General features: G+C 67.0%; 19 protein-coding genes and 1 pseudogene. 9 read left to right on the forward strand and 11 right to left on the reverse strand.

Annotated features, from left to right (window positions below; translation table 11 throughout):
* Positions 1 to 83 precede the first annotated feature (83 nt).
* Positions 84 to 932 carry a carboxylating nicotinate-nucleotide diphosphorylase gene (gene nadC / locus IB256_RS19085; protein WP_192403681.1) on the reverse strand — a complete coding sequence of 283 codons (849 nt, stop codon included), beginning with the start codon at positions 930 to 932 and terminating at the stop codon, positions 84 to 86.
* 278 nt (positions 933 to 1210) lie between these two features.
* Here nadC and IB256_RS19090 point away from each other — a divergent pair, with 278 nt between their 5' ends.
* The 5 genes and pseudogenes from IB256_RS19090 (at position 1211) to IB256_RS31015 (ending at position 7245) form a co-directional block, all read left to right on the forward strand.
* Positions 1211 to 3502 carry a DUF1631 domain-containing protein gene (locus IB256_RS19090; RefSeq protein WP_192403683.1) on the forward strand — a complete coding sequence of 764 codons (2292 nt, stop codon included), beginning with the start codon at positions 1211 to 1213 and terminating at the stop codon, positions 3500 to 3502.
* Positions 3503 to 3577: 75 nt separating this feature from the next.
* Positions 3578 to 4150, forward strand: a complete 573-nt coding sequence (gene ampD, locus IB256_RS19095; protein ID WP_192403685.1) for a 1,6-anhydro-N-acetylmuramyl-L-alanine amidase AmpD — start codon at positions 3578 to 3580, stop codon at positions 4148 to 4150.
* Complete coding sequence (ampE, locus tag IB256_RS19100) at positions 4147 to 4989, forward strand: regulatory signaling modulator protein AmpE (RefSeq protein ID WP_192403687.1); 843 nt, start codon at positions 4147 to 4149, stop codon at positions 4987 to 4989. Before ampD ends, ampE begins: the two co-directional genes overlap by 4 nt.
* Positions 4990 to 6183: 1194 nt before the next feature.
* Positions 6184 to 6387 (forward strand): annotated as a pseudogene (locus tag IB256_RS31010) (HAMP domain-containing protein); the annotation flags it as partial.
* Positions 6388 to 6540: 153 nt separating this feature from the next.
* On the forward strand, positions 6541 to 7245 hold the full coding sequence (locus tag IB256_RS31015; protein ID WP_412547969.1) for a methyl-accepting chemotaxis protein: 705 nt from the start codon (positions 6541 to 6543) through the stop codon (positions 7243 to 7245).
* 317 nt (positions 7246 to 7562) lie between these two features.
* Here IB256_RS31015 and IB256_RS19110 read toward each other — a convergent pair whose 3' ends face one another.
* Together IB256_RS19110 and cra are read right to left on the reverse strand one after the other, a co-directional pair.
* Positions 7563 to 8342 (reverse strand): TatD family hydrolase, encoded by a 780-nt coding sequence (locus IB256_RS19110; protein ID WP_192403689.1) that lies wholly within the window; start codon positions 8340 to 8342, stop codon positions 7563 to 7565.
* A 4-nt stretch (positions 8343 to 8346) separates the two neighbouring features.
* Positions 8347 to 9339, reverse strand: coding sequence for a catabolite repressor/activator (cra, locus tag IB256_RS19115; protein WP_192290135.1), 993 nt, complete (start codon positions 9337 to 9339; stop codon positions 8347 to 8349).
* A 204-nt stretch (positions 9340 to 9543) separates the two neighbouring features.
* Here cra and ptsP point away from each other — a divergent pair, with 204 nt between their 5' ends.
* From ptsP to IB256_RS19130, 3 genes are read left to right on the forward strand one after another with little or no spacing between them, the layout of a single operon-like run.
* The gene (gene ptsP, locus IB256_RS19120) at positions 9544 to 12438 is read left to right on the forward strand and encodes a phosphoenolpyruvate--protein phosphotransferase (RefSeq protein ID WP_192403691.1); all 2895 of its coding nucleotides are present in this window, start codon (positions 9544 to 9546) and stop codon (positions 12436 to 12438) included.
* The gene (pfkB, locus tag IB256_RS19125; RefSeq protein WP_192403693.1) at positions 12438 to 13373 is read left to right on the forward strand and encodes a 1-phosphofructokinase; all 936 of its coding nucleotides are present in this window, start codon (positions 12438 to 12440) and stop codon (positions 13371 to 13373) included. Before ptsP ends, pfkB begins: the two co-directional genes overlap by 1 nt.
* A gap of 26 nt (positions 13374 to 13399) precedes the next feature.
* Positions 13400 to 15139, forward strand: coding sequence for a PTS fructose-like transporter subunit IIB (locus IB256_RS19130; RefSeq protein WP_192403695.1), 1740 nt, complete (start codon positions 13400 to 13402; stop codon positions 15137 to 15139).
* A gap of 103 nt (positions 15140 to 15242) precedes the next feature.
* On the opposite strand, the gene IB256_RS19135 is transcribed toward IB256_RS19130, so the two are convergent.
* The 8 genes from IB256_RS19135 to arnB are packed head-to-tail and all read right to left on the reverse strand — an operon-like array spanning position 15243 to position 24125.
* The gene (locus IB256_RS19135; protein WP_192290127.1) at positions 15243 to 16625 is read right to left on the reverse strand and encodes a UDP-glucose dehydrogenase family protein; all 1383 of its coding nucleotides are present in this window, start codon (positions 16623 to 16625) and stop codon (positions 15243 to 15245) included.
* A gap of 40 nt (positions 16626 to 16665) precedes the next feature.
* On the reverse strand, positions 16666 to 17094 hold the full coding sequence (arnF, locus tag IB256_RS19140) for a 4-amino-4-deoxy-L-arabinose-phosphoundecaprenol flippase subunit ArnF (protein WP_192290125.1): 429 nt from the start codon (positions 17092 to 17094) through the stop codon (positions 16666 to 16668).
* Positions 17091 to 17435: a 4-amino-4-deoxy-L-arabinose-phosphoundecaprenol flippase subunit ArnE gene (gene arnE, locus IB256_RS19145; RefSeq protein WP_192290123.1), complete on the reverse strand. Its 345-nt coding sequence runs from the start codon at positions 17433 to 17435 to the stop codon at positions 17091 to 17093. Before arnE ends, arnF begins: the two co-directional genes overlap by 4 nt.
* On the reverse strand, positions 17432 to 19078 hold the full coding sequence (gene arnT / locus IB256_RS19150; RefSeq protein ID WP_192403697.1) for a lipid IV(A) 4-amino-4-deoxy-L-arabinosyltransferase: 1647 nt from the start codon (positions 19076 to 19078) through the stop codon (positions 17432 to 17434). The genes arnE and arnT overlap by 4 nt, the downstream gene beginning before the upstream one ends.
* Entirely contained in the window at positions 19075 to 19962 is an 888-nt protein-coding gene (arnD, locus tag IB256_RS19155) for a 4-deoxy-4-formamido-L-arabinose-phosphoundecaprenol deformylase (protein ID WP_412547970.1), read from the reverse strand. The genes arnT and arnD overlap by 4 nt, the downstream gene beginning before the upstream one ends.
* Positions 19959 to 21977: a bifunctional UDP-4-amino-4-deoxy-L-arabinose formyltransferase/UDP-glucuronic acid oxidase ArnA gene (gene arnA / locus IB256_RS19160; protein ID WP_192403701.1), complete on the reverse strand. Its 2019-nt coding sequence runs from the start codon at positions 21975 to 21977 to the stop codon at positions 19959 to 19961. Before arnA ends, arnD begins: the two co-directional genes overlap by 4 nt.
* Complete coding sequence (gene arnC, locus IB256_RS19165; protein WP_192403703.1) at positions 21974 to 22978, reverse strand: undecaprenyl-phosphate 4-deoxy-4-formamido-L-arabinose transferase; 1005 nt, start codon at positions 22976 to 22978, stop codon at positions 21974 to 21976. The genes arnA and arnC overlap by 4 nt, the downstream gene beginning before the upstream one ends.
* A gap of 7 nt (positions 22979 to 22985) precedes the next feature.
* Positions 22986 to 24125, reverse strand: coding sequence for a UDP-4-amino-4-deoxy-L-arabinose aminotransferase (arnB, locus tag IB256_RS19170; RefSeq protein ID WP_192403704.1), 1140 nt, complete (start codon positions 24123 to 24125; stop codon positions 22986 to 22988).
* Between the two features lie 278 nt (positions 24126 to 24403).
* Between arnB and IB256_RS30875 the strand changes: the two genes are divergently transcribed.
* Positions 24404 to 26443, forward strand: a complete 2040-nt coding sequence (locus IB256_RS30875; RefSeq protein WP_192403705.1) for an aminotransferase class I/II-fold pyridoxal phosphate-dependent enzyme — start codon at positions 24404 to 24406, stop codon at positions 26441 to 26443.
* Positions 26444 to 26459: the final 16 nt, after the last annotated feature.

Genomic DNA, 26459 nt, shown 5'->3' on the forward strand with positions numbered 1-26459 from the left:
CAGCTGTAGGAAAACGCCTGAGGGAATTCAGGCGCTTGGCTGAAAGCGTAGGCAATGGAGGACAGGCGCGCCTGTCAGGGTGATTACAGGCTCAGGCGCATCGACAGATCCAGCGCCTTGACGTCCTTGGTCAGGGTTCCGATGGAGATGTAGTCCACGCCGGTCTCGGCGATGGTGCGCAGGGTGCTTTCGGTGATGCCGCCCGAGGCCTCCAGCTTGGCGCGTCCGGCGGTGAGGGCGACGGCGGTGCGCATGTCATCCAGGCTCAGCTCGTCGAGCATGACGATATCGGCACCGGCTTCCAGCGCCTGGCGCAGCTCGCCGAGGTCTTCCACTTCGATCTCCACGGGTTTGCCGGGAGCGATCCGCTGGGCCGCCGCGATGGCCTGGGCGATACCCCCGCAAGCGGCGATATGGTTTTCCTTGATCAGGAAGGCGTCGTACAGGCCGATACGGTGGTTATGGCAGCCGCCGCAGGTGATCGCGTACTTCTGCGCCAGGCGCAGGCCGGGCAGGGTCTTGCGGGTGTCGAGCAGCTTCACGCCGGTACCGTCCACCAGGTTGGCATAGTGACGGGCACGGGTGGCGGTGCCGGAGAGCAGCTGGAGGAAGTTCAGCGCACTGCGCTCGCCGGTGAGCAGGGCGCGGGCCGGGCCTTCCAGGGTGAACAGGGTCTGGTCGGCCCTGACCTGCTCGCCGTCGCGGACCTGCCATTTCACCTGCACGTGCGGGTCGACCTGGCGGAATACCTCGTCGACCCAGGCGGTGCCGGCGAGGGTGGCGTTCTCGCGGGTGATGATGCGGGCGCTGGCGTCGCGCTCGGCGGGGATCAACTGGGCGGTGATGTCGCCGCTGCCGACGTCTTCGGCCAGTGCGGCGCGGACGTTGGCCTGGATTTCCCCGGAAAGCTCGGCGAGGGTGAGGTTCGGCATGGAAGGCTCCTGTTCGCAGTGGCGCGATTATACGGGCGCCAGCGCGCAGCGTGCAGGGCGGGTTGTTTTTTGGACCGCCGTACAATCTGTCGGACGGACGGCGGGCGCTTCAGTGTGAATTTCTTCAAGAATGCGTGAAATGTCTCTTGGTTGTGTAAGAAGCTTCCCTATAATGACGATGAACCTTTCCGCTTTTTGACGCCACTAAATTGACGTTACGGATGACGCTTCGATGACTGTTGGTGCCGCCAGACGGGTCTGACGGCAGGAGACTTGCGATGCAGAACGACGCGAACGTAGTGCCGCTGAACAAGTCGGCCACGGAAACCTCGCAGACTTCGTTCGCTGGACGTGTTCCGGCGGGGCTCGTCGCTGTCCGCGATAAGGTCGCTGTTCAGCTGCGTCACGCCATGCAGGCCCTGTTCGACAACGCCGACGACACCCTGTTCGAGATGGCCGATCGCGCCGCCAACAATGCCGAGCAGAGTGCGTACTTCGAAGCCATGCGCGACCTGCGCCTCAAGCGCAAGGGCATTGAGCGCGGCTTCCTGCAGAAGGTCTTCGAGAATTTTGCCAACCTGAACCAGTATGAAATCGGCCGCGCGCCGGTGCTGGATACGGTTTCCTACGAAAATCTCACCCTGGTGCAGAACGACGAGCTGGAAGAGTCCGTCGCCCTGGACGCCATGGTTGCCAAGGTGATGAGCCGCGACGGTGTCGCGCTCACGCACCTCACCACGCGTATCAATACCCTGGTCAGCAAGAAGGTCGAGGACAAGAGCAACCCGCTCGGTCCGCGCCAGTTGTGCGAGGCTTTTCTCGATGCCTGCCGTGGGTTGGGCGTGGAGATCAAGGTCAAGCTGATCATCCTCAAGCTCTTCGAGAAGTACGTGCTGGCCGACGCCGAGCACCTGTACGCCGAAGCCAACCAGACGTTGATCGCCCTGGGCGTGCTGCCCGAGCTTAAGTCCGTCCCGCTGCGCCGCCCGCCGCAACGTACCGTGGCCAGCAGCCAGGGGGGCGCGCCGGCTTCAGTCGCCGCCGAAGCGGGCGAGCAGGTCGCCGGCCAGTATATGGACGCCGACAGTCAGGCCGCCTTTGCCGCCTTGCGTGATCTGCTGTCCGAAGTCCGCGGCAGTGCCGCCCCGGCACGCCCGATGCCGGCCGATGCGGTGCCGATCTCCAGTAACGACCTGATGCGCCTGCTGTCCCACCTGCAGTCGCACCTGCCGGCGCAGAGCATCGACGAGATCGACGTGCGCCAGCACCTGGATCACCTGCTGACCCGCGTCAGCAGCAAGAGCGGCCGTTCCCGTGTGGTCGGCCAGGTGGACGAGGACGTCATCAACCTCGTCTCCATGCTCTTCGAATTCATCCTCGATGACCGCACCCTGCCGGATTCGCTCAAGGCCCTGATCGGCCGCATGCAGATCCCGATGCTGAAGGTTGCGGTTCTCGACAAGAACTTCTTCAGCCGTGGTAGCCACCCGGCGCGTCGCCTGCTCAATGAGATCGCCTCGGCCGCCCTGGGCTGGGCCGAGCAGTCCGACGGCCAGCGTGACCACCTGTACCAGAAGATCGAGCAGGTGGTGATGCGCCTGCTGAACGACTTCGTCGACGACCCGGCGATCTTCTCCGAGCTGCTCGACGAGTTCATCTCCTTCACCGGCGACGAGCGCCGCCGCAGCGACCTGCTGGAGCAACGCACCCGCGATGCCGAGGAAGGCCGCGCGCGCGCCGAACTGGCCCGCCAGGACGTGGAAGGCGTGCTCAATGAGCGCCTGCTGGGTCGCACCCTGCCCGAAGTGGTGGTGCGCCTGCTGCAGGAGGCCTGGAGCCAGGTCCTGCTGCTCACCTGCCTGAAGCACGGTACTCACTCCGGCGAATGGGAAGCCGCGCTGGCGACCATGGACGACCTGATCTGGAGCGTGGAGCCCCACGAAGATCCGGATTCCCGTCTGCGCCTGCTGGAAATGGTCCCGCAACTGCTCAAGTCGCTGCGCGAAGGCCTGGCCTCGGCTGCCTTCGATCCGTTCTCCACCGGTGAATTCTTCAGTCGCCTGGAGGGGCTGCATGTGCAGGCCTTCCAGCGCTACAAGCAGGTCGAGGAAGCGCCGCTGCTCGATCTGGAAGACGGCCTGCCGCTACTCGACGATCCGCTGGATGCACCGGCTGCCGTCGCACCTGCCGCGGCACAGCCGGCCATGGTGGCGGTGGTCGAGGAGATTGTCCTGGCCTCGCCGGAACAGAGCCGTGCCGTAGAGCCCGAAGAGGCCTTTGCCGACGACGACGAGTCGCTGCGCAAGGTCGACGATCTGCGCGTCGGCAGCTGGGTGGAAATCCAGGAAGACGAAGAGCACAAGCTGCGCTGCAAGCTGGCCGCCGTGATCCGTCCGAGTGGTCGCTACATCTTCGTCAACCGCACGGGCATGAAGGTGCTGGAAAAGACCCGCATGAGCCTGGCCGTCGAGTTCCGCCGCAACGCCGTGCGCCTGCTCGACGATGCGCTGCTGTTCGACCGCGCCCTCGAGTCGGTGATCGGCAACCTGCGCCGCCTGAAGAACGCCTGAGCCCGCTGGCCGCGTGCCAGCGAGTTCATTTCCCCCGTCGCCTGCTTTAGAGTGGGGCTCTGCCAAGGAGTCTCCATGCAGATCGACCCCGAATCCGGCTGGTGCCTCGACGCCCAGCGCTGCCCTTCGCCGAACTTCAATGCGCGACCCGATGGCGAGCAAGTCTCGCTGCTGGTCATCCACAACATCAGCCTGCCGCCCGGCCAGTTCGGTACCTGCAAGGTGCAGGAGTTCTTCCAGAACCGCCTGGACGCCGATGAGCATCCGTACTTCGCCAGCATCTGCAGCCTGACGGTGTCTGCGCATTTCCTCATCGAGCGCGATGGCTCGCTGTTCCAGTTCGTCTCCTGCAACTCGCGCGCCTGGCACGCCGGCGTGTCGCGCTTCGACGGCCGGGAGAACTGCAACGACTTTTCCATCGGCATCGAGCTCGAAGGCACCGATACCGAACCCTACAGCGAGCGTCAGTACGAGGTGCTTGCGCAACTGACACGACAGTTGCGCAAGGCGTACCCGGCCATCACCCCGGGACGTATCCAGGGCCACTGCGATATCGCGCCGGAGCGCAAGACCGATCCGGGCGAGGCGTTCGACTGGACGCGCTACTTTGCCGATATTGGCGCCGGCCTGAAGAAGGAGCCGACATGAGTTTCCTGGTGCTGTTGCTGGTCCTGCTGGTCGAGAAGTTCTCCGGTTGGCGTGCAAAGGTTCAGCGTGATGGCTGGTGGCTTGGCTGGCTGGATACCGTGGGCGGCGTGAAGTCGCTGGTGGCGCAACCCTGGCTCGGCCTGCTGGTGGCGGTCCTGCCTCCGCTGCTGTTGCTGGCGCTGCTGCTGACCCTGCTCGAACCGGTCGCCTATGGCCTGCTGGCGCTGCCGGTGCAGATGCTGGTGGTGGTCTGGAGCCTGGGGCGTGGTGATGTGCTGCGCGCCATCGGGCCGTTCCGCGATGCCTGGCGCCGCGAGGATGCCCAGGCCGCCTATCACGTCGCCGAGCGCGATCTGGGCGTGCAGGTCCAGGCCGATGGCGACGACGACCTGCTGGCCGTGGTGCAGGGCACCCTGGTGTGGGAGGCCTACCAGGCGTTTTTCGCCGTGATCTTCTGGTACGCGCTGCTCGGCCCGGTGGCTGCGCTGGCCTACCGCCTGCTCGCCATCGCCGCCGAGCAGGCGCGCCAGCCGGAACTGCGCGAACGCGCCGCGCAACTGCGGCATGCCTTCGACTGGCTGCCGTCGCGCGCGCTGGTGCTGAGTTTCGCCCTGGTGGGCAACTTCGTCGCGGTGACCCGCACCCTGCTGCATGACCTGCTGGCCTGGGACGTACCTGCCGCTCGTCTGCTGGCCCGCGCCGGCTACGTCGCCGAAGACTTCAACGAAGGCGGCCTGGGTGCCAAGGGCGTCGCCAGTCTGGATGCGCTGTGGCAGCTGCTGGTGCGCTCTGCCGTGCTCTGGTACGCCATCTTCGCGATCTGGACGCTGCTGCTCTGAGCCCGCGAATCGGGCCGGCGTCCGCCGGTCCGATGATGGCATTTTAACCTTAAGTTACAGAACTCCCCGCCGATATCAGGTACACATCGAAACCAAAGCGTGAGGTGACGGCCGCTGCAGGACAGTGACCGGCCGGTGAGCGCTCGTGGCGACGGCCCGTCCAGGGGCGCGCCGTACCATCCCCGACAAGCGACATAACAATAACGGGAACAGGAGACGTCTTTCGTGAGGACCGTGCTCTATCCGGCCATCGCGCTGATGAACCGTCTGAGCTTCGGCATGAAGTTCAGCCTGATCAGTGTGCTGTTCTTTCTGCCGATGCTGATTACCAACTTCTACCTGGTGCGCGACTCCTACGGGCAGTTCGTCAGTACCCGCGCCGAACTGGAAAGCCTGTCGCTGATCAGCGACGGCCTGAAGGTTCGCCGCCACCTCGAGTCCTACAACGACCTGTTGCAGATCAACGGGATTCTTGGCCAGTCCAGCAAGACCGCCGGCCTCGACTCGCGCATCAGCCAGTTGCACAAGGACCTGCAGGCGCAGATCGGTGGCCTGCAACCGGTCACCCAGGATGCCGAGCAGATCACCGAGTTCAACGCCAAGCGCGACGAACTGCTGGCCAGCCTGAAAGGTGTCGACGCCGAGGGCTCGCTGCAGAGCAAGGCGGCTATGGCCGCGCGCCTGCTCAGCGAAGTCCAGGTGTTCAACAAGCTGCTGGTGTCCCAGGCCGGCCTGAGCCAGGACGACGCCCGCGACCTGCGCCAGCTCGCCGAACTGATCACCTCCGGTACCCCCCAGGTCACCGAGACGCTCAGTCATGGCCGGACCATGGGTTCCGGCGCGCTGGGGCAGGGGTTCCTCAACTCCTCCACCAGCAGCAAGCTGGACGACCTGCTGCAGGACCTGGAAAAGCTCCACGCCGAGTACGGCCTCAAGCTGCAGGACGCCCTGGGCGCCAGCCCGGCCGCGCAGAGCGCATTGTCCGCCGATGCCCAGGCCAGCCGCGAAACGATCAAGAGCATGGGCAAGCTGTTCGAGGACAAGGTCGTGATGGCCGATACCCTCGATACGCCCTGGTCCGAGTTCTATGAGCAGGTCAGCAAGGCGATGGAGCAGACCTACCGCCTCGACGACCAGGTGCTGCAGTTCGTCGATGGCGCCCTGCAGGCGCGCCTGGCCAGCAAGCAGCGGCAGATGGTGCTGCTGGTCGTCGCGCTGCTGGTGGTGTTCGTCTCCATCGTCTACCTCTACGGCGGCTTCTACGTTTCCACCCGCACCACCCTGAAGAGCCTGGGCAAGATGATGGAGCGCGTCGCTTCCGGCGACATGACCGTCAACTTCCAGGCCCAGAGCCGCGACGAGCTGGGTGAGCTGGGCGATGCCTTCAACCAGACCGTGTCGAAGATCCACGACCTGATCGAGCAGGTTGGCCGCACCGTCAGCGAAGTGGAGCGGCAGACCGTGCGCGTGGAGTCGGTGTCCGCCGAGAGCAACCAGGCGGTAGCCGGTCAGCGCAACCAGATCGAGCAGGTCGCCACGGCGATGAACCAGATGGCCGCGACCGCCCAGGAAGTCGCACGCAGCGCCGCTGTGGCAGTGGGCAGCGCGCACAACGTGAACCAGGAAACCACCAGCGGCCGCGCCCTGGTGGAATCCCAGGTGGGCAGCATCCAGCGCCTGGCCGGCGAGATCGACGAGTCGGTGGCGGTGATCAACCAGCTGGCCGCCGACAGCTCCTCCATCAGCCGCGTACTCGACGTGATCAAGGGCATCGCCGAGCAGACCAACCTGCTGGCGCTCAATGCGGCCATCGAGGCTGCGCGTGCCGGTGAGCAGGGCAGGGGCTTCGCGGTCGTGGCCGACGAAGTACGCACCCTGGCCAAGCGCACCCAGCAGTCCACCGAAGAGATCGAGCAGATGATCGCGCGCCTGCAGAACGGCGTGGGCGCGGCGGTGAAGGCCATGGGCAGCAGTCACCAGACAGCCGACGGCACCGTCAGCCAGTCGGCCCAGGTGCAGCAGGCGCTGGAGAACATCCTCCAGGCGGTGGGCGCGATCGTCGACCAGAACCAGCAGATCGCCGCCGCCGCCGAGCAGCAGACTGCCGTGGCCCATGACATCGACCAGAACATCGTCGAGATCAACCAGGCCGGCGAGCGTACCTCCGAAGGCGCCAGCGAGACCGAGCGCGCCAGCCGCGAACTGGCCGGGCAGGTGGTGGAGCTCAAGCGACTGATCGGCGCGTTCCGCGTCTGATCTGACAGATCCGGGGCGGACGTGGCGGTCCGCTTCGCAACGAGGTTTTCGCCAGCAGACCGATGTCCGTGGGTCGCACGGATGCACCCCATCTCACGGGCATCGGTTTGTCGGTGAATCCGGGATTACTGTGATCGGTTTCGATCCCCCTGGTTGTTCACTCTGACGCGTCCCCTCACCCCAGCCCTCTCCCGGTGGGAGAGGGAGCCGTCGGTACCGGCTGATGCCATGGATTCATCCTGCGCCGAACGGTCCCCTCTCCCGCTTGCGGGAGAGGGTTAGGGTGAGGGGCTCTTGTTCCTGCAGGAAGGGACGGTTCAGCTCCAGCCGAACAACTCCATCGCATTGCGCGTGCTGGCGCTGGCCAGCTCTTCCGGGCTGATGCCTTTCAGCTCCGCCAGTGCCGCGCAGATGTCCGGCAGGTGCTCCGGGCTGTTGCGCACGCCGGGGTACATCGACGGCGCCATGTCCGGCGAATCGGTTTCCAGCACGATGGACTCCAGCGGAATCTCCGGCACCACCTTGCGCAGGCGGTTGGCTTGCGGCCAGGTCGGCGCGCCGCCCAGGCCCAGGCGGAAACCCAGCTTGAGGTATTCGCGGGCTTCTTCGCGGCTGCCGGCAAAGGCATGGATGATGCCCTGGCGTGCGGGCTTGTAGCGCTTGAGCGTGGCGATCATCGCCGCATGGCCGCGGCGTACGTGGAGCAGCACCGGCAGCTCGAAATCGATGGCGATGCGCAGCTGTTCCTCGAAGATGGCCTGCTGGCCATCCCGGTCGAGGTCCTCCAGGTAATAGTCCAGGCCGATCTCGCCGACCGCGCAGAGCTTCGGGTGTCCGGCCAGGCGCTGCAGCCACTCGCGCAGTGCTGTCAGATGTTCCGGCCGGTGCCGCGTCAGGTAGATCGGGTGCAGTCCGAGAGCGGCGTACAGGTCCGGCTCGGTGTCCACCAGTGCCCAGACGTCCTCCCAGTTCTCGCGGAACACCCCCAGCAGCACCTGCCGCTCCACACCCCGCTCGCGGCTGCGTTGCAGCACGGCGGCGCGGTCCTGCTCGAAGTCCGGGCAGTCGAGGTGGTTGTGGGTGTCGATCAGGCGCATCGGCTCACTCCGTGCGTAGCTTGAGGTTACGCGGGATCGGGTGGACGCCGGGTGTGTAGCTGTTCTGTTCGATGGCGGCCAGCGCCAGGTCCAGCGCGCGCTCGGCGATCAGCGCGTGCTGCTGGGAAATGGCGTTGACCTTCAGCGGCACGAAGTCCAGCAGTTGGGTATCGCCGAAGGTGGCGATGCGCAAGTCCGCCGGCCAGCCGTTGGGCAGGGCCTGGAGCACGTCGAAGACGCCCTCGAGCAGCACGTAGGAGGTGGTGATCAGCGCGTCGGGCAACTGCCCCTGGCTGGCCAGCAGTTCTTCCATCAGGCGGCGGCCGCAGGGGCGGCTGAAGGTCTCGCCGTGCTCGATCAGCACCTGGCCCTGGTAGTCGCGCAGCGCGCTGCGGAACCCTGCGGCGCGCTCCTGGGAGATGATCAGCTCCGGTCGTGCGCCGAGCAGGGCGATGCTGCGCGGCGCCGGCTTGAGCAGGCTGGCGGTGAGGCGCTGGCTGGCGTCGCGGTCGTCGCTGACCACCGAGCAGAAGCGTTGCGGGTCGAGCTGGCGGTCCACCGCGATGATCGGCACACCGTCGCCTTGCAGGCGTGCGTGACTTTCGTCGCCGACGGGCAGGCAGCTGGCGACTATCAGTGCGTCGCAGCGTCGCGCGCGGAACAGGTTGAGCACCTGGCGCTCGGTGTCCGGCTCGTCGTCGGAGCAGGCGATCAGCAGCTGGTAGCCGCGCGCCCGCGCGCCCTGTTCGAGCAGCTTGGCGAGCTTGGCGTAGCTGGGGTTCTCCAGGTCTGGCAGGACGAAGCCCAGGGTGCGGGTCTGCCCGCGGCGCAAGCTGGCGGCCTGCTGGTCCGGGTGGTAGCCGTGCTCCTCGATCACCGCGCGCACGCGCTCCACCGTGGCGGCGCTGATGCGGCGCTGGACGGCCTTGCCATTGATCACATAGCTGGCGGTGGTGACCGAAACACCGGCCAGGCGGGCGATATCACTGAGTTTCAACGCGGGATGCTGCCGACAATTGGGGGCTTCAAGGATCACGCATTATCGAGTAACGTGCCAGTCTCAATAGGTGAAACGATTCAGCATTGCGCACGCAGTATTGCCTGAACCTTGTTCCTGCGCCGCAACCTCTAAGCTGATCACCGTACAAGCGGATAACCGCCCCAGCGCCGGCGCACGCGAACGCCGGTGAGGAGACAAGCGATGCTCGAATTCAACGCGCAGCAGGTCCGCATGGGCCAGCGCGCTGCCGACAAGCAGGCCGCCCTGGCCATGCTCGGCTCCGCCCTCGAAGACGATGGGCTGGTCGCTCCGGGCTACCTCGCCGGAATACAGGCTCGCGAGGCACAGGGCTCCACCTACCTCGGACAGGGCATCGCCATCCCCCACGGCACCCCGGAAACCCGCCACCTGGTGCAGCGCACCGGCGTGCGCCTGATGCACTTCCCTGAGGGCGTACACTGGGGTGAAGGGCAGACCGTGCACCTCGCCATCGCCATTGCCGCCAAGTCCGACGAACACCTGCGCCTGCTGCAACTGCTCACCCGTGCGCTGGGCGACGGAGAGGTGGGCGTGGCGTTGCGTGCAGCGCAGAAGCCCGAAGACTTGCTGCAGTTGCTGCAGGGTGGAGCGCCACAGCCGCTGCTGTTCGATGAGCATCTGGTCGGGCTTGGCGTCGCGGCCGAGGATTTCGACGAACTGGTGCTGGCCGGCGCCCGCCGTCTGAAGAAGGCCGGCTGCGTTGTCCCCGGCTTCGCCGCCGCGCTGCATGACCAGGAAGCCTTGCCACTTGGCGCCGGGCTCTGGTGGCAGGACAGCGAGCAATGTGTCACGCGCCCCGGGCTCGTCTTCGTTACTCCCACGCGCGAGCTGAGCCACGCCGGCCAGCCGGTGCGGGGCCTGTTCTGCCTGGCCCGCCAGGGCAACGCCCATGATGCGGTGTTCGCGCGTCTGTGCGACCTGCTGGTGGATGGTCGTGCCGCCGAGTTGGCGAGCGCCAGTTCTGTTCGCGCGGTGCTGGAAGCGCTGGGTGGCGAATTGCCCGTGGACTGGCCGAGCATCCGCGTGCCGCTGGCCAACCTCCATGGTCTTCACGCGCGCCCGGCGCAGGTATTGATGTTGCTCGCGCGGGAATTCAGCGGGGAAATCCGCGTGCGTATCGCCGAGGGCGACAGCGCCCCGGTGTCGATCCGCAGCCTGAGCAAGTTGCTCAGCCTCGGCGCGCGACGCGGGCAGATGCTGGAGTTCTTCGCCGAGCCGGAGATCGCCGAAGCCGCGCTGGCCGCTGTCCGTGTGGCGGTGGAGCAGGGCCTGGGCGAAGAGGTCGAACCGCTGCCGGAAACTCTCGAACTGATCGTCGAAAGCATCCAGGTGGACGAGCAGCAATTGCAGGCCGTGCGGGTTCCCGAAGCGGGAGCGCAGCTCCAGGCCATCCCTGCGTCGCCGGGTATTGCCCATGGGCCGGCCTACGTGCAGGTCGCCCGGGCCTTCGAGTTCGCCGCGCGCGGTGAGTCGGCGGAGGTCGAGCGCCAGCGACTGGGCGAGGCGCGAACGGCCATCAGCCGGGAGATCGAAACCCTGATGGAGCGCAGCCAGGTCAAAGCGATCCGCGACATCTTCGTCACCCACCAGGCCCTGCTGGAGGATCCCGAACTGCTCGACGAGGTGCAGGCACGCCTGGTCGAAGGCGCCAGCGCCGAAGCGGCCTGGAGCCAGGTGATCGAACGCGTGGCCGGCCAGCAGGAGGCCCTGCGCGACGCGCTGCTCGCCGAGCGTGCCGCGGACCTGCGTGACGTTGGCCGGCGAGTGCTGGCGCGCCTGTGCGGCGTCGAGAGCGCCGTGGAGCCCAGCGAGCCGTACATCCTGGTGATGGATGAAGTCGGCCCGTCCGACGTGGCGCGGCTGGATCCGGAACGCGTGGCCGGCATCGTCACCGCGCGCGGTGGTGCGACTTCGCACAGCGCGATCATCGCTCGCGCGCTGGGCATTCCCGCATTGGTGGGCGCCGGGGCAAGCGTGCTGGCGCTGGAGTCCGGCACCAGCTTGCTGCTGGATGGCGAGAAGGGCGAGCTGACGATTGCACCGGACACACAGACGCTGCATGTCGCCGAAGCCCAGCGTGACCTGCGCCAGCGTCGCGCCGCGCAAGCCCAAGCGCGCCGTCATGAGCCAGCAGTCACCCGTGACGGCCATGCCGTGGAAGTCTGTGCCAACCTCGGTGACACCGCCGGTGCGGCGAAAGCCGTGGAGCTGGGTGCGGAAGGCGTGGGCCTGCTGCGCACCGAATTCGTCTTCATGGACAATCCCCAGGCGCCGGACCAGGCGACCCAGGAGCTCGAATACCGCCGCGTCCTCGACGCCCTCGAAGGCCGCCCGCTGGTGGCGCGCACCCTCGATGTGGGCGGCGACAAGCCACTGCCTTACTGGCCGATCCCCGAGGAAACCAACCCCTATCTGGGCATCCGTGGCGTGCGCCTCACGCTGCAGCGCCCGCAGATTTTCCGTACCCAGCTGCGCGCCCTGCTGACTGCCGCCGCCGGTCGCCCGCTGCGCATCATGTTCCCCATGGTCGGGCAGGTGGAGGAGTGGCGCCAGGCCCGCGACCTCACCCTCGAACTCTGCGCGGAGCTGGGCGGCGAGCACGACCTGCAACTCGGCATCATGGTCGAGGTGCCGTCCGCCGCGCTGCTGGCGCCGGTGCTGGCGCGCGAGGTGGACTTCTTCAGCGTCGGCACCAATGACCTGACCCAATACGCATTGGCCATCGACCGTGGCCACCCGAGCCTGTCTGCCCAGGCCGACGGCCTGCATCCGGCGGTGCTGCAACTGATCGACATGACCGTGCGCGCCGCCCATGCCCACGGCAAGTGGGTGGGCGTGTGCGGCGAACTGGCCGCCGACCCGCTGGCGGTGCCTTTGCTGGTTGGATTGGGAGTGGACGAGCTGAGCGTCTCGGCGCGCAGCATTCCCCTGGTGAAGGCGCGGGTCCGCGAGCTGGACTTGCCGACTTCCCGTGAGCTGGCGCAAGCCGCGCTGACCTTTTGCTCGGCGGCAGACGTTCGCCAGAGTGTCGCCCTTGCGCTGCCGGAGGTTCACTGATGGCCCGCATCCTCACCCTGACCCTGAACCCCGCGCTGGACCTCACCGTGCGCCTGCCACGGCTGGAGCCGGGCGAGGTCAATCGCAGCGAGTCGGTGCTCAGCCAGGCCGCCGGCAAAGGCGTGAACGTCGCCCAGGTGCTGGCCGACCTTGGGCATTGCCTGACCGTCGCCGGCTTCCTCGGTGCGGACAACGCGCAGCCCTTCGAAGCTCTCTTTCGCCGTCGCGGTTTCATCGACGCTTTCGTCCGTGTGCCGGGCGAAACCCGCAGCAACATCAAGCTTGCCGAGGGCACCGGGCGCATCACCGATATCAACGGGCCAGGCCCCGAGGTGGGGGAGGCGCAGCAGGACGCGCTGCTGGATCGCCTCGACCTGATCGCCGCCGACTTCGAGATCGCCGTGGTTGCCGGCAGCCTGCCGCGCGGCGTCGATCCGCAGTGGTTGCGCGAGCTGCTGCTGCGGCTGCAGGGGCATGGCCTGAAGGTCGCCTTCGATTGCAGCGGCGCAGCCCTGCGCGCGGGCATCGAGGCCGCGCCCTGGCTGATCAAGCCCAACGACCAGGAGCTGGGCGAGGCCTGTGGACAACTCGCCGGCAGCGCCTTGGAGTTGACCGCCCAGGTCGAATCGCTGCGCGCCCGCGGGATCGAGCAGGTAGTGCTTTCCCAGGGCGCCGAGGGCGTGCGCTGGTTCGGCCCGCAGGGCGTCTGGCAGGCGGTGCCGCCGAAGGTGGAAGTGGCCAGCACGGTGGGTGCCGGTGATTCCCTGCTGGCCGGTATGGTCCACGGCCTGCTCGCCGGCTGGCCGGCCGAGCGCGTGTTGCGCCAGGCCACAGCGGTCGCCGCGCTGGCGGTCACCCAGTTTCAGTTCGGCATCGGCGATGTGCAGCGGCTCAAGCGCATCGAAGACGCGGTGCAGGTTCAGGCGCTGGCCTGAGCGATAGAACAACAAGAGGTATGACGATGAACCTTGCCCTGATCACGGCCTGCCCCAACGGCCAGATTTCCAGCGTGCTCAGCGCTCGCCTGCTGCGTGCGGCGGCCGAGCGCCTGGGCTGGTCGGTGTGTGTCGAACAATGCGACCCGCAGCATCCGGAGCGCCAGTTGAGCGACGGCCAGATCGCCGCCGCCGACTGGGTGCTGGTGGTCACTACGCAGCCGCTGGAGCTTTCGCGCTTCGCCGGCAAACGTCTGGTCCAGACCCGGCCTGCCGAGGCGCTGGCCGAGCCTGCCAGCTTTCTACAGCGAGCGCAGGAAGAGGCGCAGGTCTGGCAGCCCGGTGAGCCTTCGAGCGTGCGTGTCCCAGTGGAGCGCGCGGCGAAGGTCGTTGCGGTGACCGCCTGCCCGACCGGCGTGGCGCACACCTTCATGGCGGCCGAGGCGTTGCAGCAGACGGCGCAGCAGATGGGCGTCGAACTGCGGGTGGAAACCCAGGGCTCGGTGGGCGCGCGCAATCCGCTGAGTGCGGAAGAAATCGCTGCTGCCGATGTGGTCCTGCTGGCAGCGGATATCGAGGTCAACTCCGAGCGTTTCGCCGGCAAGCGCATCTTCCGCTGCGGCACCGGCGTGGCGCTGAAGCAGCCGCAGGCGACTATCGAGCGTGCGCTGCAGGAGGCGACGGTGGAGTCCGCGTCGTCCGCCGGCAGCCAGGCGGCACCGGCCAAGAATGAGGCGCGTGGCGTCTACAAGCACCTGCTCACCGGCGTGTCGTTCATGCTGCCGATGGTGGTGGCCGGCGGCCTCTTGATCGCGCTGTCCTTCGTCTTCGGCATCGAGGCGTTCAAGCAGGAGGGCACCCTGGCAGCGGCGCTGATGCAGATCGGCGGCGACGCGGCGTTCAAGCTGATGGTGCCGATGCTCGCCGGCTACATCGCCTGGTCCATCGCCGACCGGCCGGGCCTGGCGCCCGGGATGATCGGCGGGCTGCTGGCGAGCACGCTGGGCGCGGGCTTCCTCGGCGGCATAGTCGCCGGCCTGCTCGCGGGCTATTCGGCGCGCGCGATTGCCCGGTGGATTCCGTTGCCGGCCAGCGTCGCGGCGCTCAAGCCGATCCTGATCATTCCCTTGCTGGCCAGCCTGTTCACCGGGCTGGTGATGATCTACGTGGTGGGTTCGCCGGTAGCCGCGATGATGCGTTCGCTCACCGACTTCCTTGCCGGCATGGGCACCACCAACGCCATCCTGCTCGGCCTGCTGCTGGGCGGGATGATGTGCGTCGACCTGGGCGGGCCGATCAACAAGGCGGCCTATGCGTTCTCGGTCGGCCTGCTCGCCTCGCAGAGCTACGCGCCGATGGCGGCGGTCATGGCCGGCGGCATGGTCCCGCCCATCGGCATGGGCATCGCCACACTGCTGGCGCGGCGCAAGTTTGCCCAGAGCGAGCGCGAGGCGGGCAAGGCCGCGCTGGTGCTGGGGTTATGCTTCATCTCCGAGGGGGCGATTCCCTTCGCGGCGAAGGACCCGCTGCGGGTGATCCCGGCGAGCATTGCTGGCGGCGCGCTGACCGGTGCGCTGTCGATGCTGTTCGGCTGCAAGCTGCTCGCGCCCCATGGCGGGCTGTTCGTGCTGCTGATCCCCAACGCGATGAACCATGCGTTGCTCTACTTGCTGGCAATTGCCGCAGGCAGCGTGGTGACCGGGGTGCTTTATGCGCTGCTCAAGCGCGGCGAGGCGGCGCCGATGATGGTGATGGGGCAGGTGTAGCGGAGCTTGCCTTCACGCAGGAACGTCAGCGCCGTGTTCCCCTGTAGGAGCGGGCCATGCCCGCGCTTACGCGCATGGCGCTCCTGCCAGTTGGGTGTGGGGTTCAGGCGCTGCGTCGGTTTCGTTGCTCGACGGCCTGCGCCGGAACCGGCAGACGGTGCGAGTCGCCACGGCCCATGGGGAAGTACTCGAAGCCGTAACGTGCCACGCGCTCGGGATCGAACAGGTTGCGCCCGTCGAAGATCACCGGGGCTTTCAGGCGGCTGGCCAGCAGCTCGAAGTCCGGCGCCTTGAACTGTCGCCATTCGGTGCAGATCACCAGCGCGTCCGAGCCGCCCAGGGTGGCTTCCGGAGTGCCCATCAGGGTCAGGCGCTCATCGTGTCCGTAGAGTCGCTGCGCTTCGGGCATGGCTTCGGGGTCGAAGGCGCGGACCTTGGCGCCGGCCTCCCACAGGGCCTCCATCAGGGTGCGGCTGGGAGCGTCGCGCATGTCGTCGGTGTTGGGCTTGAACGACAGGCCCCAGAGCGCGAAGGTGCGTCCCTTGAGCTTGCCGCCGTAGTAGCTGCGGATGCGCTCGAACAGCTTGCTCTTCTGCCGCTGGTTAACCGCTTCCACGGCGCGCAGCAGGTCGCTGGAGCAGTGGGCTTCCTCGGCGCTCTGGATCAGGGCCTGGACGTCCTTGGGGAAGCACGAGCCGCCGTAGCCGCAGCCGGGGTAGATGAAGTGGTAGCCGATGCGCGGGTCGGCGCCCATGCCCTGGCGCACCGCCTCGATGTCGGCGCCCAGGTGTTCGGCCAGCTCGGCGATCTGGTTGATGAAGCTGATCTTGGTGGCGAGCATGCAGTTGGCGGCGTACTTGGTCAGTTCCGCACTGCGCAGGTTCATGGTCAGGATGCGGTCGTGGTTGCGGTTGAACGGCTCGTAGATTTCGCGCATCACGTCCAGCACCTCGGCACTTTCGCAGCCGATGACGATCCGGTCGGGTTTGCGGCAGTCGGCCAGCGCTGAGCCTTCCTTGAGGAACTCGGGGTTGGAGACGATCTCGAAGTCCAGGCTGCGGCTTTCTTCGGCGAGCACTTCCTGGATGCGGGCCTTGACCCGGTCGCCAGTGCCCACCGGTACGGTGGATTTCTCCACGATGATCACCGGCTGGGTGCGGTTGCGGGCGATGCCTTCGGCCACCGCCAGCACGGCGCGCAAATCGGCCGAGCCATCGGGCAACGGCGGTGTGCCCACGGCGATGAACTGCACCCGGCCATGGGCGGCGGCCTCGGCGACGTCGCTGGTGAAGCGCAGGCGTCCGGCTTCCAGGTTGTCCTTCACCAGCTCGGCGAGGCCCGGTTCGAAGATGCTGATCTGGCCGCGCTTGAGCTTGGCGATCTTGTCCTCGTCGATGTCCATGCACAGGACGTCATGGCCCACTTCGGCCATGACGGCAGCCTGCACCAGGCCCACATAACCGATTCCGAATACGCTGATTTTCATGTTGTGCTCTCCCGGATAGGAACTCGAAGCGGGATTGGGGTCAGTCGAACTGCGTGCGCTCGGAGCGAGCGTCGCTGGGTTTGATGACGGTTATTCTGTCATGACGGCGTGGCGAGTTGATCGCGATCACGCCAGCGATCACCAGGGCGACGCCCAGAGTGCGAGGCAGGCTCAGGGGTTCGCCGAGGCCTGGCAGCACGGCGGCGCCGAGGTAGACGAAGGCATAGCTCAGGCTCAGCAGCGAATAGGCGCGGCTCAGCGGCAGGTGCTTGAGGGCGAGCAGCCAGCAGAGCATCGACAGCGCGTAGGCCAGAACCGCGCCGGCCAGCGCCGACAGGGCGGCAAGGTCCAGTTGCGCGAGATCGAACGGCCAGTGCGAGGGCAGGCGCGTCATGCTCCAGCGCATGCCCAGCTGCGCGCCACTTACCAGCACCACGCTGCCCAGGGCGAAGGCGATGCCGCGCTTCACGAGTGCATCCCCAGCAGGGCGACGCCGCCAACGATCAGCGCGACGCCGAACCAGTGGCGCGCATCGATATGCTCGCCGAACTGACGGCTCGCCAGGAGCGTCACCAGCACGAAGTTCAGGCTCAGCATGGGGTAGGCGACGCCGACCTCCAGACGCTGCAGGACCAGCAGCCAGAGTAGCAGGCCGAATCCCAGGCAGGCGATGGCCAGCAAAAGCCAGGGCGAGAAAAGCTTCGCCGCCACGCTCAAGGGGGCATCGCGCCAGCTTTCCACGGCGTGCTTCTGCGCCAGCTGGCCCATGCAGGTGAGCAGGCAGACACCGGCCAGCAGCAGGGCGGTCATGGCGTGGCCTGCGGAATCAGCAAGACCACCAGATGGTTCTGCCGGTAGCTGATGGCGTCGCTGGGCAGCATGGCCAGTTCGGCTTCGTCGCTGGCGCTGTTGACCCGCATGATCACGCCGATGGGGCCTTCGGCGCGGGCGCGCTCGATCCAGGCGTGGATGTCTTCGGGGGCAATGCTGCGGCCCTGGCCTTCGGGATAGCCCAGGCCGAACTTCAGCTCGCCTTCGGTGTTGAACAGCGTGATGTCGTTGCGCTGGGTACGCCAGGCGAGGGCGGTGGCCGCGCCGAGGTCATTGCTCAGCAGGCTGCGCGCGCTCTTGAGCTGGTCCAGGTGCTCGGCGATGAACTGATCGGGCATCTTGCTGTTGACCATCTTGTTCGGCATCGCATTGGGTATCAGTGCCACCAGTAGCCAGGCCGCGAAGGCCGGCGCCGCCCAGTAGCGATTGGGCCGCATCAGCTGCAGCAGGCCGGTCAGCAGCCAGACGACGCAGACCAGGGCAACCATCAGCACGCTGGGCAGTTCGTCGTGGTACTGCGGGTGGCGGGCCTGCATGAACACCAGGCCGGCCAGCGCGCTGCTGCCCAGCAGCAGGTTGAGCGCGCCGTTGAGTTTCAGCGCGATCAGCCTGCGTTGCTGCAGTGCACGGCCGATGGCGTCGGCCATCAACAGGGCCAGCGGGGCGAAGCAGGGCATGATGTAGGTCGGCAGCTTGCCCTTGGCCAGGCTGAAGAACAGGAAGGGCATGACGAACCACAGCAGCAGGAATACCAGCCTGGAGTCACGCCAGCCCTGCAGGCCGTTGCGAAGCGCCGGGAAGATCAGCACCGCCCAGGGCAGTGCGCTGGCGAACAGCAATGGCACGAAGAACCAGATCGGCCGACCGTGCTGCGCGTCCGCGCCGGCGAAGCGGCGGATGTGCTCGTGCCAGAAGAAGAAGTCCCAGAAGTCCTGTTCACGGGCGTGGATCAGCAGCGCCCAGGGCGCGGCGACCAGTGCGGCGACCAGCACCGCCAGGGGCCCGTAGCGCAGCAGTTCGCTGAAGCGCTTCTGCAGCAGGGCATAGGGCAGGCCGACGAGCACCGGCAACAGGAAGGCGAGGAAGCCTTTGGTCATGAAGCCGAAGGCGCAGGCGGCGCCCAGCAGGCTCCAGGCGGCGAAGCGTCCGCGCGTGGTTCTGGCGTCGAAGGCGAACCACAGGGCGCCGAGGCTGAGGTTCACGCAGAAGGTGAACTGCGGGTCGAGGTTGGCGTAGCCGGCTTGGCCCGCGATCAGCCCGAAACTCAGGTAGAGCAGGCCCGCAGCCCAGGTGCGGCGAGGGTCGTTCCACAACCGGCGGGCGACCAGGATGACCAGCAGGGTGCTCAGTGCGGTGACCAGCGCCGAGCCGAAACGCACGCCGAACAGGTTCTGCCCGAACACGGCCTGGCTGACGGCGGTCAGCCAGTAGCCGCCAGTGGGCTTCTCGAAGTAGCGCAGGCCGAGCAGGTGCGGGGAAACCCAGTCGCCGGTCTGCAGCATGGACTGGCTGATCTGCGCGTTGCGCGACTCGTCGGGAATCCACAGCCCGTGGAAGGCCATCGGCAGCAGGATGCACAGCACGAAGGCGGCTAGCAGCGTCGGGTAGGCCAGGCGCTTCATGCGTGCTGAACCCCCAGCCAGCCTTCGCGGCCGGCCAGTTCGCCGCGCACGAGGCTGGCAATGGGCAGGGTGGTCGGGTCGTCCGGCAGCAGCCGGCCCAGCGGAACGAAGCGGATGCCGCCAGCCCGTGCCTGGGCCAGCAAGCGGCGGAAGTCGTGGGCCATGAGAATGCCCTCGACCTCGGCGTGAATGGTGTACACGTTCAAGGCGTCCACGTCGAAGCGGGAAAGGATGTAGTCATTGAAGGCGGACGGCGCCACCTGCGGGCCGACGACTTCGTCGAAGGTCGGCATGTCCACCGGAATCTGCGGGGTGCCGGCGCGGCCGTCGGCCAGGCGCGGGCGGAACAGGGAGTTGCCCCGGCAATCGCTGTTGTAGCGAAAACCGAAGCGCTCCTTGGCTTCCACGGTGCGCTCGTCGGCGCGCCAGCCGGCCACCGCCGAGCACTCCACCGGGTTGCCGAGGATGTCGGCGAGGGTGTCCACGCCCCGGCGGATCTGCTGCTCCAGTTGCTGTGAGCTCCAGCGCCCGGCGTTGGCCTGCCAGCCGTGGTGGTCCCAGGCATGCAGGCCGACTTCGTGGCCGGCGTCCTGGGCGCGCCGCATCAGGTGGCCCAGGTCGCGGCCGATCGGCTTGCCCGGCCAGGCGGTGCCGGCCAGGAGGATGTCCCAGCCGTAGAGGCCGGCGGCGTTGGAGCGCAGCATCTTCCACAGGAACTGCGGACGGATCAGGCGCCACAGGTGCCGCCCCATGTTGTCGGGGCCGACGCTGAAGAAGAAGGTCGCCTTGACGTCGGCTTCCTCGAGCATGTCCAGCAACCGTGGCACGCCGTCACGGGTGCCACGGTAGGTGTCGACGTCGATGCGTAGTCCTGCCCGCATCAGGCGATGCTTTTCAGCGGAAAGGCGTGGGGAGCACCGCCGGTGCGCTCGGCGAGGGCTTCGCGGAGGAAGAAGTCCAGGGTCTTGCCGATGGTGGCCGACAGCTCCACGCTCGGCTGCCAGTCCAGCAGGCGACGGGCGTTCTCGATGCTCGGCTTGCGGTGCGACACGTCCTGGTAGCCGTCGCCGTAGAAGCTGCGGCTTTCCACTTCGCGGAAGCCGGCGAAGGGCGGGAACTGGTCGCGCAGCGGGTGGGCCTCGAACTGGCGCAGCAGCTCTTCGCCCAGCTGGCGGATGCTGGCTTCGTTGTCCGGGTTGCCGATGTTGACGATCTGCCCGTCGCAGCGGCCGCCTTCGTTGTCGATGATGCGCGCCAGCGCTTCGATGCCGTCGTCCACGTCGGTGAAGCAGCGCTTCTGCTCGCCGCCGTCGACCAGGCGGATCGGAGTACCTTCCACGAGGTGCAGGATCAGCTGGGTAATGGCGCGGGAGCTGCCGATTCGCGCGGAGTCCAGGCGGTCCAGGCGCGGGCCCATCCAGTTGAACGGACGGAATAGGCTGAACTTCAGGCCCTTCTGGCCGTAGGCCCAGATGACGCGGTCGAGCAGTTGCTTGGAGACCGAGTAGATCCAGCGCTGCTTGTTGATCGGGCCGACGATGAGGTTGGAGGTGTCCTCGTCGAAGTTGGCGTCGGTGCACATGCCGTACACCTCGGAGGTGGACGGGAAGATCACGCGCTTGTTGTATTTGACGCAGTAGCGGACCAGCTTGAGGTTTTCCTCGAAGTCCAGTTCGAACACGCGCAGCGGGTTGCGGGTGTATTCGATCGGTGTGGCGATGGCCACCAGCGGCAGGACCACGTCGCACTTCTTGATGTGGTACTCGATCCACTCGGTGTGGATGCTGATGTCGCCTTCGACGAAGTGGAAGTCCGGGTTGCCCTTCAGGCGCTCGATGGCATCGGAGCCGATGTCCAGGCCGTAGACCTCGTAGTTGCCGTCGCGCAGCAGGCGTTCGGAGAGGTGGTTGCCGATGAAGCCGTTGACGCCGAGGATCAGCACGCGGGTCTTGCGCTTGGGCTTTCCGACCGCGCCGTGCAGGCGCGAGCCGTCCACCAGGCCCATCTCGCGGGCCAGTTGCGGGCCGGCGAGGAACAGGCCGCTGTCATTCTGCTGGCCGGAGAGGATTTCCAGCGAGTCTTCGCCGCAGGCGATGCGCAGGGGATCGACCGAGAGCACCGAGCCGGGCGCCATACCGTTGTTGCCGGCTGCAACGCGCGAGCTCCAGACGATCAGCTTGCGATCGCCCACCGGGGCGAAGGCGCCGGGGTAGGGCTGGGTGACGGCGCGGACCAGGTTGTGCAGTTCGCGGGCCGGGCGTTTCCAGTCGAGCTGGCCGTCCGCCGGGGTGCGGCGACCGAAGTAGCTGGCGCGGGATTCGTCCTGGGCGACTTCCTGCAGCTCACCGCGCGCCAGGCGCGGCAGGGCGGAGGCGAGCAGCTCGCGGGTGGCTTCGCGCAACTTGCCGTGCAGCACCAGGGCGGTGTCGTCGGCGCCGATGGCGACGCGCTGCTGGGCGAGGATGCCGCCGGCATCGGCGCGCTTGACCATGCGGTGCAGGGTCACGCCGGTCTCGGTCTCGCCGTTGACCAGCACCCAGTTGGCTGGGGCGCGGCCACGGTAGCGCGGCAGCAGCGAGCCATGCAGGTTGTAGGCGCCCCTGGCGGCGCAGGCCAGCAACTCTTCGCTGAGCAGGTGGCGGTAATAGAAGGAGAAGATGTACTGCGGCTGCAGCTCGCGGATGCGGGCGACCCACAGCGGGTGGTTGACGTCTTCCGGGGCGTGCACGGGGATGCCCAGGCGAGCGCAAAGCTGCGCTACGGAGCCATAGAAGCGGTTCTCCTTGGGATCGTCGGCGTGGGTGAAGACGGCGTCGATCTGGTAACCGGAGGCGAGCAGCGCTTCGATGCCGGCGCAGCCGAAGTCGTGGTAGGCGAAGACGATGGTCTGCTGGGTCATGGCTGGATGGACTCGAAAGAAGGGGAAGAAGTGGTGATCGGGGCGCGCGGCGTCTCGGTGCGGACGGTGCGCTCGATGAAGAAGCGGGGGCGGGCGCGCACGTCGTTGTACATGCGCCCCAGGTACTCGCCGAGCAGGCCCATGCCGACCAGCTGCACGCCGGTGAACATGAACAGCACGGCGAACAGCACGAACACCCCGTGGCCGGCCCAGGCGGCGCCGAACAGCAGGCGCAGCACCAGCAGCATCAGGGCGAAGGCGAAGCCGGCCACCGCCATGCCGCCGCCGACGAAGGACAGCAGGCGCAGCGGCGAGGTGGTCATGCAGGTGACCAGGTCGAACATCAGGTTGATCAGACGCAGGAAGTCGTACTTCGACTCGCCGTGCTCGCGCTCGGCGTGGGCGACGAGGATCTCGCTGGTGTGGCGGGCAAAGCTGTTGGCCAGGATCGGGATGAAGGTGCTGCGCTCGCGGCAGGCGAGCATCGCCTTGACGATGCTCGAGCGATAAGCGCGCAGCATGCAGCCGTAGTCGTTCATCGCCACGCCGGTGGAGCGCTGCACGGCGAGGTTGATCACCTTCGACGGCCAGCGGCGCAGGGCGGAGTCCTGGCGTTGCTGGCGGACGCTGCCGACCACGTCATAGCCCTTGGCGGCTTCGGCCACCAGGCGCGGGATTTCTTCCGGCGGGTTCTGCAGGTCGGCGTCGAGGGTGATCACCAGGTCGCCCTGGCACTGCTCGAAACCGGCCATGATCGCGGCGTGCTGGCCGTAGTTGCGGTTGAGGATCACCGCCACCACATGGCTGCCCGGCGCCTGCGCGGCTTCCTGCAGCAGGTCGGCGGAGCTGTCGCGGCTGCCGTCGTCGATCAGCACGATCTCGTAGTCGCGGCCCAGCTGTTCGCAGGCGGCGGTGGTCCGGCGCAGCAGCTCGGGCAGGCTGGCCTCTTCGTTGTACACCGGGATGACGATGGACACGCGATGGATCGGATAGGGTTTCACGGTGGCGTTACCGAAGCAGGGTTTCGATGGCGTCGACCACACGGTCCTGGTCGGCCTGGGTCATGTCGGGGAACAGCGGGATGGAGACGATCCGCGAGGAGTTCCACTCGGTGTTGGGCAGTTGCACGCGCGGGTAGCGCTGGCGGTAGTAGCTGTGCAGGTGGCTGCCGATGAAGTGGATGCCGCTGCCGATGCCGCGCTGCTGCAGGCCCTGCATGAAGGCGTCGCGATCGATGCCGCAGCGCTCCTGGTCGATGCGCAGGACATACAGGTGCCAGGCGTGATGCTGCGGGTAGTCCGGCACCGCCAGCGGTTGCACGGGCAGGTGCGCCAGGCGCTCGGCGTAGCCGGCGGCCAGTTCGGCGCGGCGGGCGTTGATCGCTTCGAGCTTGGGCAGCTGGACCAGGGCAATGGCGGCGTTGATGTCGGTGAGGTTGTACTTGAAGCCCGGCTCCACCACCTGCGCCTGCGGCTTGCGGCCGTGGGTCAGGCGGTCGTAGGCGTCGACGCCCAGGCCGTGGAACTTCAGGGTGCGTACGCGGTTGGCCAGGACCTCGTCATCGGTGACGAACATGGCGCCCTCGGCGCAGGTGAGGTTCTTGATCGCGTGGAAGGAGAAGATCGCGGTGCCGCGCTGGCCTATCGCGCGGCCACGGTAGGAGGTGCCGGCGGCGTGGGCGGCGTCCTCGATCACGGGGATGCCGTGGCGCAGGGCGAGCTCGTCGATCGGGTCCATGTCGCAGGCGGCGCCGGCGTAGTGCACCGGGATGATGGCGCGGGTACGCGGAGTGATCGCGGCCTCGATGCGGGCGGCGTCGGTCATCAGAGTGTCACGGTCGACATCGACGAACACCGGGGTGGCGCCCAGCAGGCTGATCATGTTGACGGTGGAGACCCAGGTCTGCGACGGGGTAATCACCTCGTCACCCGGGCCGATGCCCAGGGCCAGCAGCGCCAGGTGCATGCCTCCGGTGGCGGAGGACAGCGCCACGGCGTGGCGGCAGCCGATCGACTGGGCAAAGCGTTGCTCCAGTTCGGCGTTCTTCGGCCCGGTGGTGATCCAGCCCGAGCGCAGCACTTCATTGACTGCCTGGATCTCCTCCTCGCCGATGCTGGGGCGGGAGAAGGGGAGGAAGGGCATTTCCATGTGGTGTTCCAAAGGCCGTCACGGCTCTGTCAGGGGGTGAGAGAACGCTACGGGGGAGTTCGTTAAGAAGCCGTTAAGTGGATGTCGTGATTCCGTTCGTCGGTCGAATTGCGACGTGTCGCACCTGAAGGTGAAGAGTCAGTTGAGTGAACGGTCTGAAAACGACATGGCTGATGTCGGAAAACGCTGTTGAACACTCGTTCATCCTTGGCTATGGTGGCCCAACGCTCCTGCGGACCCTTCTGCAGGACATTCCGTCATTCGGATGAGGCCCTTGCATGCGTTATTCGTCGCTTGTGGACAGGATGGTCGGACCCGGCGTCGCCGCCTGGGACATTCACTACGCCGCCATCGCCGCCCAGCGAGCCGGCCGCGACGTGATAGTGCTCAGCGTCGGCGACCCCGATTTCGCAACTCCGGACTTCATCACCGATGCCGCCGTTTCCGCGTTGCGCGACGGCGACACCCATTACAGTGACGTGGCCGGCAAGCCTGCACTGCGCCAGGCGATCGCGGCACTGCATGAGCGGCGTTTCGGCCAAAAGGCAGGGCCCGAGAACGTCATCGTCGTCGCCGGTGCTCAGAACGGCCTGTTTGCCGCCGCGATGTGCCTGCTGGAGAAGGGCGACGAGGTCATCACCTTCGACCCGGTCTACGTCACCTACGAAGCCACGCTGAAAGCCACCGGCGCGGTGCTGGTCGGGGTACCGACCCGTCCTGAAAACGGCTTCCGCCCGCTGGCCACCGATATCGCCACAGCGATCACCCCGCGCACGAAGGCGATCTTCCTCGCCAATCCGAGCAACCCTACCGGTGTCGTGCTGGACCGCGACGAGCTGTTGGCCATTGCCGCGCTGGCGGAGGCCCACGACCTCTGGGTGGTGGTGGACGAGGTGTACGAGGGCCTGACCTTCGAGCGCGAACACCAGAGCTTCGCTGCCCTGCCGGGCATGGCCGAGCGCACCCTGAGCATCGGCAGCCTGTCGAAATCCCACGCCATGACCGGCTGGCGCGCCGGCTGGATAGTCGCCAACCCGACGCTGGTCGGGCACCTGGAAAACCTCGCGCTGAACATGTTCTACGGCCTGCCGGGCTTCGTGCAGGAAGCCGCCCTTGCGGCGGTGGAGCGTCACGACGAGGTTGTCACGACAATGCGCGAGATCTACCGCCGCCGCCGCGACCTGGTGGTCGCCGCGCTGAGCGATTGCCCTCGGGTGAAGGTGCTGTCGCCCGAGGCCGGCATGTTCGTCATGGTCGACGTGCGCGACACCGGCCTCAGCTCGCTGGATTTCTCCTGGCAGCTGTTCCACGCCACTGGCGTCTCGGTGCTTGACGCAGCGGCCTTCGGCCCGCAGGCGAAGGGCTTCGTGCGGCTGTCCTTCGGGTTGAGCGACGAGAGCATGGCGGAGGCCTGTGCGCGGATCATTCGCTTTGTCGAATCCCTTCCGGCGAAGGCCAATTCCGTAGGAGCAGACTCCGTCCGTGATGTGCCGCGTGGCGAAGCGGGTCGCGGGCATGACTCGCTCCTACAAGAGCCGCAAGCGCAGTCCAGGCCGGTGATCGAAGTGCGCGATATCCACAAGCGCTTCGGCGACTTCGAGGTGCTCAAGGGTGTGTCGCTGTCGGCGCGCGAGGGTGAGGTGATCTCGCTGATTGGCGCCAGCGGCTCGGGCAAGAGCACCCTGCTGCGCTGTATCAACATGCTGGAAATTCCCAACCAGGGCTCGGTCACCGTCAACGGCGAGACCATCGGCCTGACCCAGAACCGCCACGGCGAGCCGATGGTGGCCGACCAGAAGCAGCTCACCCGCATCCGCTCGCAGCTGGGCATGGTGTTCCAGAGCTTCAACCTGTGGCCGCACCGCACCGTGCTTGAGAACCTGATCGAGGCGCCGACCTTCGTCCTCCACGAGAGCAAGGCCGAGGCCCGCCAACGTGCCGAGGCGCTGCTGGAGCGCGTCGGCCTGGCCGAGAAGCGCCACGAGTACCCAGCCTTCCTTTCCGGTGGTCAGCAGCAGCGCGTGGCCATTGCCCGCGCGCTGGCCGTGCGGCCGAAAGTGATGCTGTTCGACGAGCCGACCTCGGCGCTGGACCCGGAGCTCGTGGGTGAAGTGCTGAAGGTGATCCGCTCGCTGGCGGAGGAGGGGCGGACCATGATCCTGGTCACCCATGAGATGGCTTTCGCCCGTGACGTATCCAGCCACGTGGCTTTCCTCCACAAGGGTCTGATCGAGGAAGAAGGCACCGCCGAGGAGGTCTTCTCGCGGCCGCGCAGCGAGCGCTGCCGGCAGTTTGTCAACGCGCACCAGAATCGCTGACCGATGCCGCGCTGTC

The sequence above is a fragment of the Pseudomonas sp. PDM17 genome, assembly GCF_014851985.1.
Classification (GTDB): Bacteria; Pseudomonadota; Gammaproteobacteria; order Pseudomonadales; family Pseudomonadaceae; genus Pseudomonas.

What these genes read in the sequence shown, in the direction of transcription:
- IB256_RS19110 (WP_192403689.1), bottom strand. Translation starts at nt 8,342, where the DNA reads ATGCGCCTGATCGACACCCACAACCACCTCGACTGCCCGGACTTCGAG.
- arnE (WP_192290123.1), bottom strand. Translation starts at nt 17,435, where the DNA reads ATGACCGCCCTGCTGCTGGCCGGTGTCTGCCTGCTCACCTGCATGGGC.
- nadC (WP_192403681.1), bottom strand. Translation starts at nt 932, where the DNA reads ATGCCGAACCTCACCCTCGCCGAGCTTTCCGGGGAAATCCAGGCCAAC.
- IB256_RS31015 (WP_412547969.1), top strand. Translation starts at nt 6,541, where the DNA reads ATGGCCGCGACCGCCCAGGAAGTCGCACGCAGCGCCGCTGTGGCAGTG.
- ptsP (WP_192403691.1), top strand. Translation starts at nt 9,544, where the DNA reads ATGCTCGAATTCAACGCGCAGCAGGTCCGCATGGGCCAGCGCGCTGCC.
- ampD (WP_192403685.1), top strand. Translation starts at nt 3,578, where the DNA reads ATGCAGATCGACCCCGAATCCGGCTGGTGCCTCGACGCCCAGCGCTGC.
- arnA (WP_192403701.1), bottom strand. Translation starts at nt 21,977, where the DNA reads ATGACCCAGCAGACCATCGTCTTCGCCTACCACGACTTCGGCTGCGCC.
- arnB (WP_192403704.1), bottom strand. Translation starts at nt 24,125, where the DNA reads ATGGAAATGCCCTTCCTCCCCTTCTCCCGCCCCAGCATCGGCGAGGAG.
- IB256_RS19135 (WP_192290127.1), bottom strand. Translation starts at nt 16,625, where the DNA reads ATGAAAATCAGCGTATTCGGAATCGGTTATGTGGGCCTGGTGCAGGCT.
- ampE (WP_192403687.1), top strand. Translation starts at nt 4,147, where the DNA reads ATGAGTTTCCTGGTGCTGTTGCTGGTCCTGCTGGTCGAGAAGTTCTCC.
- IB256_RS30875 (WP_192403705.1), top strand. Translation starts at nt 24,404, where the DNA reads ATGCGTTATTCGTCGCTTGTGGACAGGATGGTCGGACCCGGCGTCGCC.
- IB256_RS19090 (WP_192403683.1), top strand. Translation starts at nt 1,211, where the DNA reads ATGCAGAACGACGCGAACGTAGTGCCGCTGAACAAGTCGGCCACGGAA.
- IB256_RS19130 (WP_192403695.1), top strand. Translation starts at nt 13,400, where the DNA reads ATGAACCTTGCCCTGATCACGGCCTGCCCCAACGGCCAGATTTCCAGC.
- arnT (WP_192403697.1), bottom strand. Translation starts at nt 19,078, where the DNA reads ATGAAGCGCCTGGCCTACCCGACGCTGCTAGCCGCCTTCGTGCTGTGC.
- pfkB (WP_192403693.1), top strand. Translation starts at nt 12,438, where the DNA reads ATGGCCCGCATCCTCACCCTGACCCTGAACCCCGCGCTGGACCTCACC.